This window comes from Sinosporangium album (assembly GCF_900100605.1).
Classification (GTDB): Bacteria; Actinomycetota; Actinomycetes; order Streptosporangiales; family Streptosporangiaceae; genus Sinosporangium; species Sinosporangium album.
In genome coordinates, this window is sequence record NZ_FNCN01000010.1 from 126,566 (window position 1) to 147,498 (window position 20,933).

The window sequence follows — 20,933 nt, forward strand, 5'->3', positions numbered from 1 at the left end:
ACCCGACCAGATCATCGCGATGTTCCCGCGACTGGCCTCCCCACCGACGGGAACCAGCGATCTGGCCGGGCGGCCGGTGCCCGGCAGCACGTTCGTCAACGACGGACGGCCGCCGGGGATGCGGGACCTGACGCCCGCGGAAGCCCTCAACCGCTTTGAAACCGGGGTCAAACCGGAGGACTTCGGCACTCCCACCCTCACGTGGAGCCGGGTGAGCGAGGACACCCTCCTCATCGGCGGGCACCACGTCCGCTTCAGCGTCGGCCCGGTGGACGGCGGCAACCTCGGCCGCCCGCAGGTCCGCTCGGGCACGCCAGAAGACCCCCACCTGGTGGTCCTGGCCCCCCGAGTCAACTCCCACGTGGCGGCGCGGCTGGTCTTGCACGAGATCAGCGACATCCTCCAGCAGCTCCACGGACCGGACACATCGATCGCCGACCTGAGCCGCCATCCCGACGGACGCGACGACTGCCACACCGCACGCAGCAACGAACTGCGGCACCTCCTGCGGAAGCGGGACGAGGCATCGCCGGCGGAACGGGGGACCTACGAGCGCGAAATCGAGCGCCTCCTCACCACACTGCCCGGCATCAGAGCCGAACACGACCCCAGAAAGAACGGCGACTACTCCCTGCCAAAAGGCATCACGTCCGTGGCGGGACCGTTCTTCCGCGGCGGCGGGTTCCTCATCGAACTCGGCAACCGCGGCAGAGAGCTCTACGTTCCGATCTCAGAAAGCCTCCACCACAACCCCATCACCACGGTCAAGGTGCAAAAAGGGGAGGACGGCCGCACCAGCGTAGTCGTGGCCAAGAAGCACCTTTTCGGGGAGAAGATCAGCGCCCCCGCGGAAGGGCAACGCGGCTGGACGTCGAGAGATGCCAGACGCCCCTTCGGTCTCGGCCCCATACTCTGGCAACTCCACAGAGCCGGTTTCCAAGAGACCCACCGCCAAGGTGATCAGGTCGTGCTGCGCTACACCGACGAGAAGACGACACTGCTCGCAGTGGTCGCCAACGGCAGACTGGACGCCATCTACACCAACGCCACGCTGAACAGCAGCGAGCAGCGACTGCTCGACACGGCTCGAATCCAGGCCACCGACAACCGTCTCACGCTCGACCTGGGCATGGCCAGGCTCTACCTCCAACACGCGTGGAGCGGCCGCTCGACCCTGGTCGACGCCCTCGGCAACCGGGTCGTCGACCTGCCGGAAGCGCCGGCCGCCACAGCCCTGCACGGGGCGTTCACGCCCCCGGGACTGCTGGGGGACACCGAGGTCATCGGCGGTAGCCGAGAGCACGGCCTCCGCCTGCGCAACCGCTGGCTCTCGTGGACCGAGCACCCCATAGCCCCTCGCGTGCGCGACCTTGAGGTGCACACGCTCCCGCCGGATATGGCCGCCTTCCACACGCCCAGTTGGCGAGCGGAGGACCTCGGCAGGTGGGAACCCCCTGTGGCCTCGGATCTGGATGTCCGGGAGGTCATCGCCTGGCGACGGCACGATCACTGGCTGGTCCGCGCCCAGGGGCAGACCCATGACGCCCTGGCCGCACCCCTCGCGATGATCACCGCCCTCAACGACGCGGCGCCGGGCTTTGACCGGATCGTCGTGGACGGCGATGAGTTCACGATCCGACGGGAGACACCGTCGTTCAACATGCGTTCCCCCTTCGGGGATCCGCTCAACTACAGCCCCGACTTCGTGATCACCTCCTCCACCGGGCAGGAGCTGCGCTTCCCGGGACGGCTGCCCGAACTGATCGCCCGTCACGGCTTCTACGGCGACAACACACACATGCCGCGCGTGGCACCCGACCAGATCATCGCGATGTTCCCGCGACTGGCATCCCCACCGACGGGAACCAGCGATCTCAATCTCGCCGGGCGCCCGGTGCCCACCACCATGTCCGTCAACAGCGGACGACCGCCAGGGATACGAGACTTTACGCCCGCGGAAGCCCTCGACCGCTTTTTTGCCGAGGTCAAACCAGAGGACTTCGGCGACGTCACTCTCACGCGGCGCCGGATGAGCGAGGACACCCTCCTCATCGACGGGCACCACATCCGCTTCAGCGTCGACCCCGTGGCCAGCAGCGACCTCGTCCGCCCGCAACTTCGCTCGGGCACTTCAGAAGAACCCCACCTGGTAGTCCTGCCCAACCAAGTCAACTCCGACGTGGCGGCCCGGCTGGTCTTGCACGAGATCAGCGACATCCTCCAGCAGCTCCACGGACCGGACACATCGATCGCCAAGCTGAGCCGCTATCCCGACGGACGCGACGAGTGCCACACCGCGCGCAGCAACGAACTGCGGTATCTCGTGCGGAAGCGGGATGAGGCATGGCCGACGGAACGGGAGAAACACAATCCCGAAATCGAGCGCCTCCTCGGCCTACTGCCCGGCATCAGAGCCGAATACGACCCCAGAGCGCACGGCGACTATCCCCTGCTCCACGTCGGACGGCTGCTGAACAGAGCATCGGAGCCGGCAGACATCCTAGGCCGCCCCACAGTCGAATCGGCGCCGGAACTCGCCGCCGCGGACGAGTTGCTCGCCCTGCCGCAAGGCATCACGCCCGTGGCGGGGCCGTTCTTCCGTGGCGGCGGGTTCCTCATCGAACTCGGTGACCGCAGCAGAGAGTTCTACTTTCCGATCAACTACAGCCCCGACACCACCATTTCCACAGTGAAGGTGCGGAGGGGGAAGGACGGCCGTACAAGCGTGGTGGTGGCCGGGGAGGGTCTTCCCAGAGCAGGGGAGACCAGAGCCCCTGCGGAAGGGGAACGTAACTGGACGTTGAGAGGTGTCAAGCGCCCCTTCGGTTTCGGATCCATCCTCTGGCAACTCCGCAGAGCCGGCTTCCAGGTGACCCACCGCCAAGGGGAGCAGGTTGTGCTGCGCTACGCGGACGAGAAGACGACATTGCTCGCGGTGGTCACCGACGACAAGTTGGACGCCATCTATGCCAACGTGGGGCTGAACAGCGAACAGAAGCGGCTGGTCGACGCGGGTCGACTCCGGGTTGCCGATGGTCGCCTCGGTTTCGAGTTGGGCGGGGGCGGGCTCTACCTCCAACGCGCGAGGGACGGCGGGGTGATCCTGGCCGATGTCTTCGGCAACCCGGTTGTCGACCTGCCGGAAATACGGGCCGCCACGGCCCCGAGCGAGGGGTTGGCGAGTGAGCCCGTAGCAAGACACTTCCTGGATCTCGGGGAGATCGGGCTGCACATCCCGGGATTTCAGCAGATCGGCACCAGCCAGTTCTTCCTGGGCGATCCATTCCTGATCTCCGAGTCCGAAACGAGTGCCCGTCTCTTCGTGGCGGCGGCCTCCCCTCTGGCGGGTGCGGAATCCGTTCAGGTCTATCGCGATGCGCAGGTCCATCACGATGCGGATGGCTGGAAGGTGCTGGGCTTGAGCGACGGGACCATCGCCGTCATGCGTGACGGTGCTCCCGTGCGCCACTTCAGGCCGCCTGCGACCTCGGGACCGTTGAGGGACGCCGAGGTCACCGGCGGCAGCCGACAGCACGACCTCCACCTACACAACCGCTGGCTCTCATGGACCCAGCACGCCGAAGCCCCTCACGTGCGCGATCTTGAGGTGCACACGCTCCCGCCGGATATGACCACCTTCCACGCACCCGGTTTACGAGCGGAGGACCTCGGAAGGTGGAAGCCCTTCCCGACCGCGGATTTGCTTAACCGGGTCCAGGACCGGCTGCGACACGATCACGAGCTGGTCGGCGCCTGGGGGCAGACCCATGACCGCCTGGCCGCCTCCCTGGCGATGATCACCGCACTGAACGACGTGGCGCCGGGCTTTGACCGGATCGTCGTGGACGGCGATGAGTTCACGATCCGACGGGAGACACCGTCGTTCAACATGCGTTCCCCCTTCGGGGATCCGCTCAACTACAGCCCCGACTTCGTGATCACCTCCTCCACCGGGCAGGAGCTGCGCTTCCCGGGACGGCTGCCCGAACTGATCGCCCGTCACGGCTTCTACGGCGACAACACACACATGCCGCGCGTGGCACCCGACCAGATCATCGCGATGTTCCCGCGACTGGCCTCCCCCCCGACGGGAACCAGCGATCTGGCCGGGCGGCCGGTGCCCGGCACCATGTTCGTCAACGACGGACGGCTGCAGCCGGCGGACCTGACGGCCAGGGAAGCCCTCAACCTCTTTGAAGCCGGGGTCAAACCAGAAGACTTCGGCCACGCCACTCTCACATGGGAGCGGAAGAGTGAGGACACGCTTTTCATCGGCGGGCACTACGTCCGTTTCAGCGTCGGCCCGGTGGACGGAGGCGACCTAGGCCGCCCGCAGATCCGCCGGGGCACGCGAAGCGAGCCCCACCTGGTGGTCCTGGCCCCCCGGGTCCACTCCGACGTGGCGGCGCGGCTGGTCTTGCACGAGATCAGCGACATCTTCCAGTGGTTCTACGGACCGGACACGTCGATCGCCAGGCTGAGCGGCCTCCCCGACGGACGCGACGACTGTCACACCGCGCGGAGCAATGAACTGCGGTACCTGGTGCGGAGACGGGAAGAGGCATATCAGGAGGAAGAGGCGAGAAACGGCCGCATACACCCGGTACAGAGGCCGAACCATCAACCACCGGGCGGCCGTACGCACCTGGTGCGAGGGCCAGACGATCAGCAAGCACCAGGACGCACTCACCTGGTGCGAGGGCCAGACGATCAGCAGGCACCAGGCCGCACGCACCCAGTGCGGAGATCAGACGATCCCCCATCACCGGGCGGTCGCATGCACCCCGTGCGAGGGCCAGAGGATCCCACGACGGGATCGGCGATGTACGACCGTGAAATCCAGAGGCTCATCGACGTACTGCCCGGCATCAGTGACATGTACAAGGACTCACTGAAGCGCCCCTACGGCCGGAACCGCGTCGAAGAGCTTTTGAACACGCGCTCCAACATGGTCCTCCCGAACACCGCGAAACCGACGAACACCGCGAAACCGACGAGCACTGCGAAACCGACCGCCGAGCACCAGTCGCCGCCAGGATCGGGGTCAGCCGGCACGACGCACATCACCGAAGCGGCCACAAGCGTGGAGTCGCCGCCCAACCGCGGCAGCGACACCCCGGTCGCGCCTACCACCCTGCCGGAGGGCATCAGGCACGTGGCAGGGCCGTTCGTCCGCCATGGCGGGGTGCTCATGGTGGTCCACGAGCGTCACAAGGAGCTCTACGTTCCGATCACACACTTGAGACCCACCACGCTCTTCACGATCACGACGAAGGTAGGGGTCGGCGGCCGCATAAGCGTGGTGGTGACCGAGCAGGACAGAAACGAATCAAGAGAAATCCAGGCCCCTGAAGAAGGGAAACGCGGCTGGACGGAAAGACCGACTCGGTTCTCACCCAATTTCGGACCCACGCTCTGGCAACTTGAACAGGCGGGCTTCCACGAAATCCACCGTCAAGGCGAAGACATTGTGCTGCGCTACCCGCACGAGAAGACGACATTGCTCGCGGTGGTCAGCTACGGCAGGTTGATCGGCTTGTACACCGACGCGGGGCTGAACAGCAGCGAGAAGCGGCTACTCGATGCGGCTCGCATCGTCGTTGATGAGGACCACCGCCTCAAATTCGCCGTGGACGGGGTCGAGTTCACCCTCAAGTACCCTCGGGACGGCACGGCGACCCTGCTCGACCCCAACAACAGGCCGGTCGTCGACGTGCCGGAAGCATCGGCTTCCACGGCCCGCAGCGACGTCTCGCCGAGTGCACCCGAAGCCCGGGATCTCTCGCATGTGGAGTCGAAGGCTCCCCCTTCCTCCCCCCCATCGGAGCTGGACGCTCTGGTCGAGCGCCTGCCGGAGAACTCTCCGTTCCGCACGCTGAGCACCGAACAGCTCCGGGCACTGCACGAATTCACCGGTGGCGCCAAGGTCGATCCCACGGTGCTGGAGTCCGCGTTGGACCGCCTCGACCAGGTGCGTCCCACCTTCCGCGGCCCGGTTTACCACAACTTCAGCGTGCAGACCGTGGAGCAGCTCGTTCAAGGAGTGGTGGCCACCAGCCACGATTTCAAGCTCGTGAGCCGCTCGCCGCAGCCGCAGCCCGGGGTCGCGACGGCGAGGATCACGTCGTGGTCGGGGCACGACCTGTCGCCCATCGCCAAGGCCGGCGCCACAAAGACGATCATCTTCCGTCCCGGATGGGCGATCAAGGTCTTCCCGCCTTTCCGGGACGGGCAGGTGTTCGAGCTGTCCGGGAACCCGGTCGAGATGGCCGAGCCGTACGCCGACCCCCGTGAGATCGGGCCGTGCACGTGCAAGGAAGGCCGGCACAGTGGCCGGTACGGCCAGGCCGGTCTGTTCCTGCTGGCGAGGGGGACGGACGGCGACGTCCGCGTGCTCGTGCAGCGCTACCCGGACTCGTCTTGGGGGCTGCTCACCGACGCCCGCGACAAGCATGAGGGCCCTGGCGCCACCGTGCTGCGCCTGGCAACGGAGCAGAGCGTGTTCAACCCCGACGGCGTGCGGATCTACGGGAGCGAGACCTGGAGTCACGGCGACTGGTCCCATACCTCCGTGATCGCGACACTGCCCACGCGGGTGGAGACCGGCGGCTCCGGCGACGTGCGGTGGGTGAGGGTGTCCGACCTCGGAACCATGAACCTCCACTCCAACCTGCGGGCCAGCCTCGAAGCAGCCGTCGCCTCGGCGAAGGAGTTCGTCACCTGGACGGCCGCTGCCGCGCCGGAGACCCATACCATGGTGAGGGACGGGGAGGTCATCGGCACCGACAAGCCCGTCCGATTCGTCATCCACACCAAGCCGGGCCGGGGCGAGGGTGAGCCGGCACTGATCGCCGCCGAGGTGAACGGCTTCCGCGCGCCCGACGGGAAAAGCGGAGACCGGCTCTACTGGGCCCCCCTCATCGAACGCCCGGCAGATCGATACAACCAGATGCTCACCGTCGACCAGATCCGCCTCATGGGCGAGACGCTGAGAGACGTCGATCCTGGTGTCAGCCTCGTCTTCAGAGACCGCGGCAACCCCGAAGACCAGGTTGTGCTGGACCATGTCCGTGAAAAGCGGGGTCTCAGGGATGTCCTCGCCGTCGGCGTGCGCACCTCGCCCATCGGCTTCGCCACGGGCTCCCACGACATCGGGTTGGCCGACATGGCGGCGATCCTGGCGCAGCGCCTCCGGACCATGCCATCGCAGAAGCCGATGCCGATCATGCTGGTCGGCCCTCACGCCGTGGTGGACGCCCACCTCATCCAGGGTCTGGCGGACCGCCTGCAACGCCACGTGATCGCCTTCGACGATCCGTCCACGCGCTGGCCTGTGGACGGCAATCCAGTGATCTTCTCGCCGGATGTCTCGCCGACCAGCCCCACGCGGGGAACCGCAAGGCTGGGACCGGCCGCCGTCTTCGGCCCCCCGACGCTTCCACGCACCGAACCGGGAGGGTCGGCGTTCCGTCTCGTCACGGAGGCCACCCGGCTGGAGAACCGCCTCAATGAGCTGCGCAGGGCCGGACAGGCGGAAAGCCGGGAGTACCACGATGTGTTCGGCCGCTGGAGCGACATCCGTCAGCAGATCTGGCGTTCCTCGACGGACCCCTCGGAGCGGGCCTTCGTCGACCTCTACACGGAGATCCACGAACAGATCAACCGGCTGGCGGCCGTGTTGAGAGGCTTCGAGCCCCCGATGCTGCGTGAAAGCATGCGGAAGGAGCTCGCCGCCCTGGTCGCCGACCGCCCGGTCTCTCTGCGCATCTCCCCGGAGAAGCTGCTCGACGTGCTGCGGCAAGGCCGGTTCCCGACGTATCACGAGTCCGGTCGGACGAACTCCGATTACGAGCGGCGCATGGCCAACGAGGAGCTCTGGTTCGGCGCTCGGACCGCCTACATCCGGTCGGAGCAGCGCCCCGTGTACGGCTACGTCAACCTCGACGAGAGGATCTCAGAACCTTTGAGGGTTCGCCTCGCCCACGGCATCCTCGACCAGCAGGGCTCGGTGCAGGTGACGTTCCGCGAGGAGGTCCGCGAGCGGACGACCTTCACCGTCGACGACTCGACGAGGGCGTACGGGCACGTGCTGCCGAGCCGCCTCACCGACCCCCGCCCGGAGGCGTTCAGGGCGCGGGCCCCACGGGATGGGGAGCCCACGACCCTGTGGGGCCTCGGCCGCGACTACCGGAGCCCGGAGTTCCGCGAGAGCCACTACATCGAGGCGCAGATCCACGGCGGTGTCTCCATCAGCGACATCGCGCACGTGCTTTTCACCCACATGCCGTCGCCGGACCTGATAGCCACGCTGGAGGAGGCGCGCATCCCGTGGTTCTTCGTTCACCCTCGGGAGTAGGAGGCGGCGGGTGAGCGACGGGTGGGCGTCCCGCGGCGCTCACCCGGTCCCAACGGTGCTCACCCAGTCCCAACGGTGCTCAGTCGGCCAACGGCGCTCACCTGGCCGGCGGTGCTCAGTCGGCCGGCGGTTCGAGGAAGGCGGTCTGCGTCAGGCGGGAGCCGTACTTCCTGTCGACGTGGTAGCCGCGGCCGGGCGGCAGCGGGTGGGGGCGCACGTTGCCGAACAGTGTGCCCTCGTCCTTGCTGCCGGACATGATCAGCGCCGGGCTGGCCATGTCCTTCAGTTTGGTGATGACGGGGTCGAACATGGCGCGTCCCATGCCGCCCATCTGGCGGGCGAGGATGAGGTGGAGGCCGATGTCGCGGGCCTGGGGCAGCAGGTCGGCCAGCGGCGCCAGCGGGTTGGTCGAGGTGGCGACGAGGTCGTAGTCGTCGACGACGATGTAGAGGTCGGAGCCGTTCCACCAGTTGCGCGCCTTGAGCTGCTCGGGGGTGAGGTCGGCGGGCGGCAGCCGCTTGAGCAGCGCGGCTCTGGCGTCGGCGATGAGGTCGGCGGCGGCGGTGCTTGAGGCGGCGTAGCCGATGCGGTGTTCGGTCACGGCCGAGTCCAGCAGCGCGCGGCGGTAGTCGATCACGATCATCATGGCGTCGTAGGGCGTCTGCCTGGCTACGATGCCCTCGGAGATGAGCCGCAGCAGGTTGGACTTCCCGCTTTCGGTGTCGCCGACCACGATGAAGTGCGGGTCGGTGTCGAAGTCCAGCACGACGGGCGAGAGCGTCGCCTCGTCGATGCCGATGGGGATGCGCCTCGGCGCGTTCTCGGCCACGGGCGGGAGCTGCGCGGCGGGCAGGAGGGCGGGCAGCAGCCGTACGGCCGGAGCCGACGGGCCCCGCCAGGCTTCCTTGACGGCCTGGACGAGCGCCCGCACGCCGACGGACAGGTCCTCGGGGTCCCGCACGCTGTCGGTCCTCGGCAGCGCCGACAGGAAGTGCAGCCCTTCCTTGGTGAGGCCGCGGCCGGGCACGCCCTCGGGTACGGCGAGTGCCGCCTTGCGGCTCACCTCGGACTCGTAGGCGTCGCCGAGCTTCAGCTCGATGCGGCTGCCGAACAGGTCGCGGATCCCGGGCCGGAACTCCGACCATTTGCCGGTGGCCGCCATGACGTGGATGCCGTAGCCGAGGCCGCGCACCGCGATATCGGTGATCGTCGCCTCCAGCGCGTCGAACTCCTGCCTGATCGTCAGCCAGCCGTCCACGACGAGGAAGATGTCGCCCCACCCGTCGCCACCGACCCCGCCACCGACCCCGCCACCGGTCTCGCCGCCGGTCTCGCCGCCGGTCTCGCCCTGGGCGAGCATGCGGCGGTAGGAGCCGATGGAGTCGATGCCCCGTTCGGTGAACAGGCGTTCACGTTCCGCGAGGATGGAGGCGATCTCGGCGACCGTACGGCGGACGCGGTCGGCGTCGAGGCGGGTCGCGATGCCGCCGATGTGCGGCAGGCCGTGGAGGGAGGCGAGTGAGCCGCCGCCGAAGTCCAGGCAGTAGAACTGCACTTCCCGTGGTGTGTGGGTGAGGGCCATTCCGGCGATCAGCGTGCGCAGCACGGTGCTCTTGCCGCTCTGGGTGCCGCCGGCGACGGCGACGTGCCCTGCGGCGCCGGACAGGTCCAGCCAGAAGGGGTCGCGGCGCTGCTCGAAAGGCTTGTCGATGACGCCGACGACCGCGTACAGCCGTCCGCGTCCCTCCCAGGTCGGTGTGGACAGGCCGAGCTCCGGCGTGACCGCCATGGGCGGCATGAGGTCGGTGAGCGTGGGCGGTTCGCCCAGCGGCGGCAGCCAGATGCGGTGCGCGGGAGGACCTTGGCCTTTCAGCCTGTTCACGACGATGTCGAGCAGGCTGGACTGTGAACCGGTCTCCTCGGCGGCGCCGCTCTTCTCGGCCGCGGGCTGTTCGGCGACGGGGACCGCGACGAACTCGGGTCCGTACGCCACGACCTCGCGCGCGGGCGCCGCGCCGCCCGCCACGGCGGCGTGGCGCGTGTCGCTCTGGTGGGGGCCGGAGACATAGGCGGCTTTGAACCTGGTCATGCCGCTGGTGTCGAACTTCAGGTAGCCGTTGCCCGGCGCCGGCGGCAGCTCGTAGGCGTCGGCCACTCCGAGGACGACCCGGCTCTCCATGGCGGAGAAGGTGCGCAGGCCGATCCGGTAGGACAGGTGGGTGTCGAGGCCGCGCAGCCTGCCCTCCTCCAGGCGCTGGGAGGCCAGCAGCAGGTGCACGCCGAGCGAGCGGCCGAGCCGCCCGATCATCACGAACAGCTCGATGAACTCCGGTTTGGCGGTCAGCAGTTCGCTGAACTCGTCCAGGACGACGAAGAGGGTGGGCATCGGGGCGAGGCCGGCGCCCTGTTCGCGTGCGCGTTCGTAGTCGCGCAGCGAGGCGTAGTTGCCGGCGGAGCGCAAGAGCTCCTGGCGGCGCACCATTTCGCCGTGGAGGGCGTCGTGCATGCGGTCGACGAGCGGCAGCTCGTCCTCCAGGTTGGTGATGACGGCGGAGACGTGTGAGAGCGACTCCAGGCCGAGGAAGGTCGCGCCGCCTTTGAAGTCGACGAGAACAAAGTTGAGGATCTCGGAGGAGTGTGTGACGGCCAGGCCGAGCACGAGTGTGCGCAGCAGTTCGCTCTTGCCCGAACCGGTGGCGCCGATGACGAGGCCGTGCGGCCCCATGCCGCCCTGGGCGGACTCCTTGATGTCCAGTTCGACGAGGCGGCCGTCCACGCCGAGCCCGATCGGCACCCGGAGTCTGTTGCGGCCGGCGCGTGGGCGCCACACCAGGCCGGTGTCGAGCGCGGTCGGGTCGCCGACGCCGAGCAGGTCGGTCAGGGTGGTGTTGACCGTGAGCACGTCCTGGGTCTCACCGCCGCCCGAGCCGCTCGACAGCCGCAGCGGCGCGAGCTGCCTGGCCAGTCCTTCGGCTCGGAGGTAGTCGAGCGCGTCGGGGTCGCCCAGGCGGTTCCGGTTCTCCTTGCCGGCGTGGTCGAGTTTGATCATGTGGAAGCCGTCGGGCCGCACGTCGAGCCGGAGCGTCGACTTCTCCTCGACCTCGCCCGTGTCCCCCGACAGGTCGATCACGGTGACGCCCTGGATGGCGTCCTTGCCGAGCTGGGAGTCGTGCGGGACGCGCCCGCCGTCCACGATCAGCACGTGGTACGGCAGCGCCTCGGACGCCGCGCCCGCCGTGAACCTGGCCCGTTCCTTGAGGTCGGCGCCGAGCAGCCGGTCGAGTTCGGCCAGGTTGCCGGTCATCAGCCGCACCTGGCCGGCGGCGTCGGTCTCGTCGGGGTGCAGGGCGTGCGGCAGCCACTTGACCCAGTCCCACTGGGGCATCCACTCCGCGTCGGCGCACACCATGACGCGCATGTCGTCGGGGGCGTGGAACGTGGTCATCTGCGCGACCATGGCACGTACGAGGTCGCGCACGGCGGCGGGGTCGCCGGTCAGCCGGATGCGCGCGAACGAGCCGAGCGCGACGGCGACGGGCAGCTTGGAGACCGTGGAGTGGGTGCGGATGAACCTGCGCAGCGCTCCGGCGGACAGCGCGTCGAGGTCCTCGACGGGCTTGGAGTCCGGCGGCACCATCTGGATGGCGAGCTTCTGGACGCCGGTGCCGAGCCGTACGGTGCCGAAGTCGGCGTCGCGTGGCCGCCGCTCCCACAGGCGGGAGCCCATCGCGATCCACCAGAGCGAGTCGGGCGCCGGACCGCTCCATTCGAGGGCCTCGCGCTGCTGCGCGGCGGCTTTGCGGGCTTTGCGGCGGATCTGGGAGAGGTAGCGGAAGTAGTCGCGGCGCTGCCCGTTGAGCTGCTGCTTGCGTTCGGCCGCCTGCCGTCCGAGCTGTCCGATCGTCATGCCGAGCATGGAGAAGGCGAACAGGCCGCTGGAGACGTACATGAGCGGGCTGCTGTTGCCACCCGACATGAACATCAGCCCCATCGCCACGGCGCCCGCCACCATGGGCAGGAAAGTAAGCACCGCCATGAACCCCTGACCTTGGACTTCAGGGATGTCGGGTGGGGGTTCGAGCAGGATCTCGCCCCGAGGCGGCGTTGGAGAGGGGCGGCGCTCCGGACGCCGCACAATCACAATGCTCACGTGGTGATGGCCTCCCCCCGGTAGCTTTGAACGACTTTCATACCAGATGCACCGCCGCTATGTTCAGGCTTGTTCTGGTGCTATTGGGAAAAGGAAGCACATCTGTGGCAACGCTCGCCCAAGCGCCGCAAGGCCCAATCCAACCCGGTGCCGCCTCGCAAGGCCCTGTCCAGCAAGGCCCCGTCCAGCAAGGCGCCCTTCCCCAGTCCGCGCCACCGCTGACGGCGCTCTGCCATGTCACGATCGTGGCCCCGCGCAAGCGGGCCGACCTGGCGCTGCCCGCCGACATCCCGCTCCCGCACGTGCTGCCCGCGCTGCTGCGCGCCGTGGGCGAGATCGACGGCGAGTCGGCCGCGGCGCCCGGCTGGGTGCTCCAGAGGCCGGGCGGCACCCCCTTCGACCTGGGGCAGAGCCTCGGCGCGCTCGGCGTACTGGACGGTGAGATCCTCTACCTGCTCCCGCGCGATGCCGCCCTGCCCCCCGCCCTCTTCGACGACGTCGCCGACGTCGTGGCCACAGGGGTCAAGGAAGGCACCGCCCAGTGGACGGGCGCCCACACACGCCGCCTCGGGGTGGGCGGCTCGTGCGCGCTGCTGACCGCGGGCGCCCTCGGGCTGGTCCTGGGCGGACCGCCGTGGGGAGTGACGGCGATCGTCGCCGGGGTGCTGGCGGTGCTGCTGGTGGTCGTCGCGGCCATCATGTCGCGATCGGCGGGGGCCGCCTCGGCGGGCACGCCGATCGGATACACGGCCCTGCCGTACGGCTTCCTCGCCGGACTGTTCGCACCCGCGGGCGCCAACGAACTGTCGCAGCTCGGGGCACCGAGCCTGCTCGCGGCCTTCGCGTGCACCACGCTCATCGCCTCGTTCTCCGCCACTCTGGTCGGCCAAGGCGGCGCCGGCTTCCTCGGTACGGCGATCGCCTCGGTCGTCGGCGTCGTGGGCAGCGCCGCGGTGATGCTGTTCGACGCCCCCGGGGCGGGGGTCGCGGCGGTCGCCGTCACTGTGCTGGTGGCACTCGGCCCGCTCATCCCCACGCTGGCGTTCCGGCTGGCCAGGCTGCCGATGCCGACCATGCCCACCAACGCCGAGGAGCTGCGCGAGGACAATCAGAAGCTCGACAGCCCGGTGGTCCTGGCCCGCACGCGCCACGCGCAGACCTACGTGACCGGCATGATCGTGGGCACCGTACTGGTGGTCCTGGGCACGCAGCTCCTCCTCCTGGCCAACGGCGGGTGGATCGCCCTGCTGATGACGCTGACACTGTCGCTGACCATGCTTCTGCGAGCGCGGGTCTTCCACGGCGTCGGCCAGCGGCTCTGGCTTCTCGGTGGAGGACTGGCCGGGCCGGCGATGCTCGCCCTCACGCTGTCCGGCACGGGAGGCGGCTCGGTAGCGATCGGGGTCGGGGTCGGCCTGCTGTGGATCGCCATGCTGGTCGCCGGGCTGGGCATCGCCCTGCCGTCGGCGCGGCTGTCGCCGTTCTGGGGACGGGCCGGCGACATCGTCGACGTGCTGCTCATCGTGCAGCTCTTCCCCGCGGCGCTGGGGGTGCTGGAGGTCTACACGTGGGTGCGCGGACTGTCCGGCTGACCAGCATCTTCAAGAAAGGGATGCTATTTTCCTAGAGGAAAACGCCATGCTTTGGTAGTTTTCTCACCACTTGCGCATCTCGGGGGACGCAGATGCAGAGTGAGTTACGGGGATTTCGTGAACGTTGATGTCGACAAGCTTCTTGCCGACGCGGAGAAGCAGTTCGCCCGCGCCGACGAGATACAGCAGGTGCTCACGTCCGCCGTCGGGCGGGCGAAGGACGAGGACGGGCTGGTCAGCGTCGAGTTCGCCGCCGAGGGCCTGCGCGAACTGGAGCTGCATCCCAAGGCCATGAGGCTCGGCTCTGCCGAGTTGGCCGAGAAGATCAAAAAGACGATCCGCGATGCCGCCGACGATCTCAGCCAGGAGATCGATGCGGCCATGAACGAGACCTTCGGCGAAGCCGGGAACCCCCTGCGCTTCCTCAACGATCCGGACGCCGCGCTCCAGGACGTCAGGAGCACCGAGGCGGCCTTCAACCGGACCTTCGACGATGTGATGGGCGAGCTTGAACGGATTCGCCGACGTCTCGAACTCTAACGCCAAGCCGTATTTCATCAGATTCATGGCGATTGCAGTAACAATGTCGGTTTACAGGGCAAGCGAGGGGCGCCAATGGACGGCTTCGGAGCCAGTAAGACCCAACTCGACGCAGCCAAGATCATCGTCGAGAACAAGGGCCAATACATCGAGCAACTCATCAAGAACGTCGAACAGACCGCGGTCGAACTGACCAGCGCCGACTGGGCCGGACCGGCGTCACGCGCCTTCGGTAACGTCATGGTCGGCTGGCGGGATGAGATGGGCATTATGCGGCAGATGCTCACTGACATCGCCGAGAAGCTCGGCATGAACGCCAACGTTTACCAGGCCGTCGACGAGGACGCCAGGGCCGCGACCAGCAGCATCCAAGGCCTGATCAACCGCTGACGCCACGTCCACCACAACCTCCTGGGAGATCGACGTGCCTCTCGACGACTACACACGCGTCCACTTCGGCAACATGGAACTCAGGCAGCAGGAACTCGCCAAACTGGTGGGCCTGTTCGAAACCGCCTTCGACGACATGGTCAAAGAGCTCCGAGTCGCCCTCGGAGACGACGGCAACTCGGCGACCGACGACAACTGGAGCGGTGCCGCCGCCGTCTACTTCAACCAGATGAAGGTCCGCTGGCACCAGCAGGCCTCCCAGATGCGCAACGAGCTCAACCAGGCGCAGCTCACCGTGGGCATCGCCCGCGACAACTACCAGCACGCCGAGAAGCTCAACGCCGGCATGTGGACCAGAGACGCCTGAACGGCCCGCGCACATGCCACCTGAACAGGAGCCGGACTGGCCCGGCCTCGACGCTAAAAGAGACGAGCTCTTCTACAACACAGCCAGAATGCGCGAGATCGCCGACGAACTGGACCGGCTCCTGGCCCCCCTGACGGGCGAGGGCGCCGGCTCGGTCGGCCATCTGGAGTCCGCGGCACCGCTGAGCGAGGCCGCTCTGGGCACGTGGAGCGAGGCCGGACCGCTGGTCAACAGCGTCCGGTCCACCGGCACCGGCGCGATCGGAGTCATCGCCGGGAGCGAACCGGGAAGCCAGTTGCCGCATGTCTATGGGCTGCTGGTCAACCGGTACAAGGAAGTCATAGAGGCGATCCGCACCCAGGCGGCGATCTATGAGCGGCACGATCCCGACGGGGTCTCCGACTCCGAGGCGCGCTCCTCGTAGTAAAGGTCCGCGCAGGAAGGTCCGCGTAGGAAAGGTCATCGTGGCGGAAAAGAAGACGCTGCCCATCCGCGACAACTCGATCTGCCCGACCACGGGCGCGGTCACCGCGTCGCCGGAGCAGATCAAACAGTGGATCATGGGCACCACTCCGTTCACGATCGAGAAGGCCGGAGCCGCGCACACCAGCGCGGCCGGTCTGGTCAAGGAGCAGACCGAGCAGCTGCGCGGCATCGCGACCCGCCTCGCCGAGCACTGGCGCTCGGAATCCTCGGCCAAGACGCAGGACGCCCTGCGGATGCTCGCCGAGACCGGCACGGAACTGGCCGCCAAGCTGGAGATGATGGGCGAAGCCCTCACGGACTACGGCTCGCGGCACCTCCCCGACGCGCAGAAGAAGATCCTGGCGCTGCCCGACGCGGGCTCCTCCCCGCGCACTATCGACGAGGGCGCCGGCGGCGGCACCATCGGCGTCCCGAACACCGGCAACGTGATAGGCGGCGACGCCTCGGACGACCGCACCTCGCAGGCGCAGGCGATCATGCGGGAGCTCAACGAGGCGGTCGTCAAGGTCTACTACCAGGTGCCCACCGAGGTCACCTATGTGCTGCCCATCGTGGACCTGCCCAACGACACGGGGGGCGCGCAGCCGTACGTCCTGCCGAGCGTCTCGAACGGCAGCGACCCGCTGTACGGCACCGCGAACGGCGACTACACGGGCGGCGGCTCCTCCGCTGGTTCGTCCGGCGGTGGCTCGTCCGGGTCGGTGGGCGGCCCTTCCGGCGACTCCTCCCCCGGATCCATCGCGGGCTCCGCGTCCGATTCGGAAGGCTCCGAGAACGGCGCGGACGGTCGCGCGGACAGCGGGCAAGGCAGTGGGCAGAGCGGCGGGCAGGATGGTGGATCCGCGGACGGGGGCGGCAGCGCCCCGGCAGGGTCCGACAGCGGACAGGGCGACGGCGCTCAAGGGCACGCCGGGGACTCGTCCGCGTCACCGGGCGCCGGCGGGGACTCCGGCGACGGGACCGCACCGCAGGTGATCGGCGGAGACGATGGGACCGGCGACACGTCGAACGCCGACATGACCAACATCGCCGACCCTCGCGGCACCGAGGTCGCGAGCGTGCCGCCCACCATTACCGGCGTGCCCACCCCGGGCACCTGGGCGCCGACCGCGGCGGTCGCCCCGGTCGGCGTGGTCGCCCCGGTCGGCGCGGTGGGCGCGGCCCCACTCGGGGTGCCGCCGGTTCTGGGCGCCCCCACCGGCTTCCCGGGCACGCCTTCCGGCATGGCACCGGCCGCCGCCTCAGCGGGCGCGATGGGTACGGCGGGCACGGGCATGTATCCGTTCATGCCGATGGGCACCGGTGCCGGCGCCGGCACCGAGGGCGGTTACGAGCACACCACATCGCTGCACGAGGACCCCGACTCCTGGGCCGTCTCCCCCGACGTCACCAACCCCTTGATCGGATAGAGAACATGGGCCCCACCAGGCGGAGAAGGCGATGATCCGGCATGTCCAGTGACCCTTTGGCCTTCACCCCGGGGATGCGTCTCTCGTCCGGCGTCTCTTTCAAAGAGGGCAGGCTCAAAGCCAACAGCACGGCCCTCACCCACGACTCCAGCGAGATCGGCAAGTGTGCCGACCGCACCAGCTCCATCGACATGCCGTGGCCGGGGTTCAGCCTTTTAGGTACGACCGCTGACAGCGCGCACAAGACCGCACGCGACCAGGCGGCCGACACGCTCAAGACGGCTGCGGCGGTGTTGGAGTCATGGCGGGAGGCCCTCAGCGTCGCCGACAAGAACTACTCGGCCGCCGAGGAGGCCAACCGCGACATCAGCGACCTGGGCAAGGTGGGGGACGGAGGTATCGGCGGAGCGAACGGTGGCATGCCGAAGGCTCCGGCCATGCCTGCGGGTGGAATACCTGCGGGTGGAATACCTGAGGGTGCGACGCCCGGCAGCATCCCCGCATCGGCCACGATGCCGGACGGCGCCGACGGCCTCGCCACCCCCGGCACCGACATTCCAGGTGTCGGGACGCCGAAGCCCACCGATCCCGGCATCGAGGTCCCGAGCCCCGAGACACCCACCCCCGTGGATCCCGACGCCATCAACCCCGGCATCGCGCAACCTGATCAAACCGTCCCCTCCGTACAGTCCCCCTCGGACATCGACGGCCTGATCAACCGTCCCACGCCGGGCCAGGACGGCCTCACCCCCTCGCTGCAGGACCCGAACGCCACGGACCTGGCCTCGTCCACGCCGCCGCAGTACACCCAGCCGCAGTACCCCACGACCCAGTACCCGCAGACCCCGGGCGTGTCCGACCCGCTCGGGGGGAGCGACCCGACCCGGGGCACCCCGGGGTACGGCTCGCCGGCGGTCGGCCCCGCCTCCGGGTCCCCGACGGGCATCGGCGGCTCAGGGGGCTCAGGGGGCGCTGCCGGCGTGCGCCCCGTGGGCGCCGCAGGAGCCGCGGGGGCCGTGGGGGCCGCGAGCGGCGGCATGCCGTTCATGCCGATGACCCCGATGGCCGGCGCCGGGGCGACGGGTGACAGCGAGCGGCAGAGCTCCGGCTCCGAGGCCCTGCGCGCCGACGAGAGCGTCTGGGACGACGACGAGGACATCGCCCCGCCGGTGCTGGGATCGGAGGACTTCTGACATGGCCGAGGACACCGGCGCCAGGAACCGATACCTGTCCGCGGCGGCGGCCGCCTCGACGGCGGCCCTACTCATCAGGCATCCCATCGCGTTCTACATCGCCGCCCTGCTCGGGCTGATGACCGCCGACCCCGACGCGATGAACAAGGCCATGGAGCAGTGGAAGACCACGCAGGCCGGGGGCAAGACCGACGAGCTCGCCACGCTGCGCGACTCGGTCAAGAGCCTCATCGAGCGCCTGGAGGAGGACGCGAAGTGGGAAGGCGAAACCGCCAAGACGGTCAAAGACACCATGACCGCGTTTCTGAAGGAGCTCGACAAGGCCGCCGGGCTGCGCGACGGGGTGGGGGATGCGCTGGGCTCCGCGGCGAAGCTGTACGACTCGCTGTCATGGGTGGCCGTCAGCATCGGGTCCGTGATGACCGCCTATGCCGCCTACATGGCTGCAGCGATAGCGTTTCCGCAGCTCCGCCTGCCCGCCATGGTCGCCATCAACCCGGCACTCCAGCAGAGCAGTCAAACCACCTGGGGGCTTATCAAGAAGCAGTTGCTTTTCCTGGCCCTGCTCAGCCCTCTCTTCGGAGGCGCGTACGCCCTGAGCGCCCAGCAGGGAGCCGAGATCCAGAAGATGGCGGCGGCGACGCCGTTCATCGGCGGCCACGGCCTCGGCAACGACCCGACGTCCAAGAGGCCCATCCCGACGCCCGTCATGTCCCCGGACGCGGCCGGCGCGGCGAAAGGACAACCCGACACGCCGAATCCGGTCACCGGCAGCACCTCCAAGTAGGTGCCGGACGCCGCTTCTCCCACAGCCCCAGCGTGTTCTGGGACCAACGCCGGAAGGACAATCACGTGGCGGGTTTCGACATCCACTTCCAAGCCCTCAAGAACTGCGGCTCGGCCGTCTACCGTCTGGCCAAGGACTTCGACCAGGGGTACGGCCAGCTGAAACCCGCCCCGCGCACCGACGCCGCGCTCTTCGGCGAGCTGGAGGGCGGCGACGCGCTCGCCGCGCAGATCAAAAGCCTGGAGGAGGGGCTCATCAAGAAGGAGTTCAGCGACGCGGCCGAGAAACTCAGGGCCGTGGAGAACGCCCTGGACCAGGTCGAGGCCAATGTGCGCGCCGCCAACCGGGCCGCGGGGGGCGACAAGTGATCGACAGCGCGGGTGTGCGTGAGCTCCCCGGCGGTGGCGCCCTGGCCGACATCATGGACAAGGTCGCCGTCGAACCCACGGCGATCAGGCAGGCGGCGAACCGGTGGCGCAATGCGGGTGCCACCGCGGTCGACTACGTCGGCGGTGTCGGCAACGTGGTCGCCAAGGTGGACGGCGCGTGGCAGGGCCAGGCGGCGGACGAGTTCGTGAAGCACATGGCGAAGTACCGCAAGGCCGGTGAGGGCCTGTCGACCGGTCTGACGGCATGCGCGGGCGCACTGGACAAGGTGGCGGACGAGCTCGGCACGGCCAGGAGCGAGATCAACGGCATCGCGAACCGGCTCCTCGACGCGGCGGCCGACCACCGGACACGCTTCAAGAAGGACAACCCGGACGCCGAGGCCGGTGCCGAGGACGAGGGCATCAGGAAGCTCGCCGCCGAGGCCGCCGCCGAGGCCGAACCCAAGCTGAAACCGGTCAACGACGCGATCTCCGATGCCACCACGCTGCTCGCCGGTCGGGTGAAGGACTCCGGAGGCTTCACCTTCACCGACTTCAAGGCGCCCGGGGCCGAGCAGTTCGTGCCCGCGAAGGGCGAGGGCGGCTGGGTGCGCACCGCCGGTTTCCAGGACCGTTCGGGCGGCGACGGGGGCGGCGGTCAAGGCGGCGGTGCCGGTGAAGGTGGCGGAGGCGGTGGAGGCGGTGGAGGTGCCGGTGGAGGCGGAGGTTCCGGTGAAGGCGGCGGAAGCGGAAGCGGCGGCGGTTCCAAGGGGTCGCCCGGCTACGAGTACGGAGGCGTCTCCTCGGGCGGAGGCGCCCCAGCCCCCAAGGCCGAGGTCACCGCATGGATCAAAGAGGCGTTGGAGATCATAAAATCGCCGGAGATGGCCGGTGTCCTCGCCGAACGCGGCCTCAAGGTCGGCGACCTCGACCCCAACGACTCCCAGGACATCCAGCGCATCTGGACGATCATCCACCACGAGTCCGGCGGCAACCCCAGCGCCATTAACAACTGGGACATCAACGCCAAGAACGGCGTGCCGTCCCAGGGGCTGATGCAGACGATCCCGCCCACGTTCAACGCCCACAGCCTGCCCGGCCACAAGCAGATCCTCGACCCGGTCGACAACATCATCGCGGGTGTGCTGTACACCTACAGCCGCTACGGCAACCTCGGCAACCATCCGGGGATCGAATCCCTGGAAAGCGGCGGAGGCTACCGTCCTTACTAAGCCCTATCAGGCTCTACCAAGCCGTATCGGGCCTTTGTGAGCCCGGGGTGCCGTGGAACCGTC

Annotated in this window: 12 protein-coding genes; 11 read left to right on the forward strand and 1 reads right to left on the reverse strand. The window is 68.6% G+C overall.

The features are described 5' to 3' along the window. Positions 1-19 precede the first annotated feature (19 nt). Entirely contained in the window at positions 20-8,356 is an 8,337-nt protein-coding gene (locus tag BLQ73_RS12785) for an NUDIX hydrolase (RefSeq protein ID WP_093170644.1), read from the forward strand. Between the two features lie 115 nt (positions 8,357-8,471). On the opposite strand, the gene eccCa is transcribed toward BLQ73_RS12785, so the two are convergent. Further along, entirely contained in the window at positions 8,472-12,506 is a 4,035-nt protein-coding gene (gene eccCa, locus BLQ73_RS12790) for a type VII secretion protein EccCa (protein WP_093170645.1), read from the reverse strand. 104 nt (positions 12,507-12,610) lie between these two features. Between eccCa and eccD the strand changes: the two genes are divergently transcribed. From eccD to BLQ73_RS34605, 10 genes are all read left to right on the forward strand, one after another. Then, positions 12,611-14,098: a type VII secretion integral membrane protein EccD gene (gene eccD / locus BLQ73_RS12795; RefSeq protein ID WP_245691039.1), complete on the forward strand. Its 1,488-nt coding sequence runs from the start codon at positions 12,611-12,613 to the stop codon at positions 14,096-14,098. Between the two features lie 117 nt (positions 14,099-14,215). Beyond that, a complete protein-coding gene (locus BLQ73_RS12800; protein ID WP_245691040.1) occupies positions 14,216-14,638 on the forward strand; it encodes a YbaB/EbfC family nucleoid-associated protein in 423 nt (140 codons plus the stop codon). Positions 14,639-14,713: 75 nt separating this feature from the next. Next, entirely contained in the window at positions 14,714-15,028 is a 315-nt protein-coding gene (locus tag BLQ73_RS12805; protein ID WP_093170648.1) for a WXG100 family type VII secretion target, read from the forward strand. Between the two features lie 34 nt (positions 15,029-15,062). Beyond that, entirely contained in the window at positions 15,063-15,395 is a 333-nt protein-coding gene (locus tag BLQ73_RS12810; RefSeq protein ID WP_093170649.1) for a WXG100 family type VII secretion target, read from the forward strand. A gap of 13 nt (positions 15,396-15,408) precedes the next feature. Continuing rightward, the gene (locus BLQ73_RS12815; RefSeq protein ID WP_093170650.1) at positions 15,409-15,819 is read left to right on the forward strand and encodes a hypothetical protein; all 411 of its coding nucleotides are present in this window, start codon (positions 15,409-15,411) and stop codon (positions 15,817-15,819) included. A gap of 40 nt (positions 15,820-15,859) precedes the next feature. Beyond that, complete coding sequence (locus BLQ73_RS12820) at positions 15,860-17,290, forward strand: WXG100 family type VII secretion target (RefSeq protein WP_093170651.1); 1,431 nt, start codon at positions 15,860-15,862, stop codon at positions 17,288-17,290. A gap of 41 nt (positions 17,291-17,331) precedes the next feature. Then, complete coding sequence (locus BLQ73_RS12825) at positions 17,332-18,483, forward strand: hypothetical protein (RefSeq protein WP_143020237.1); 1,152 nt, start codon at positions 17,332-17,334, stop codon at positions 18,481-18,483. Position 18,484: 1 nt separating this feature from the next. Then, positions 18,485-19,270 (forward strand): WXG100 family type VII secretion target, encoded by a 786-nt coding sequence (locus BLQ73_RS12830; RefSeq protein ID WP_093170653.1) that lies wholly within the window; start codon positions 18,485-18,487, stop codon positions 19,268-19,270. A gap of 65 nt (positions 19,271-19,335) precedes the next feature. Then, the gene (locus BLQ73_RS12835) at positions 19,336-19,638 is read left to right on the forward strand and encodes a hypothetical protein (RefSeq protein ID WP_093170654.1); all 303 of its coding nucleotides are present in this window, start codon (positions 19,336-19,338) and stop codon (positions 19,636-19,638) included. After that, complete coding sequence (locus BLQ73_RS34605) at positions 19,635-20,870, forward strand: transglycosylase SLT domain-containing protein (RefSeq protein ID WP_093170655.1); 1,236 nt, start codon at positions 19,635-19,637, stop codon at positions 20,868-20,870. Before BLQ73_RS12835 ends, BLQ73_RS34605 begins: the two co-directional genes overlap by 4 nt. The last annotated feature ends 63 nt before the right edge of the window (positions 20,871-20,933 follow it).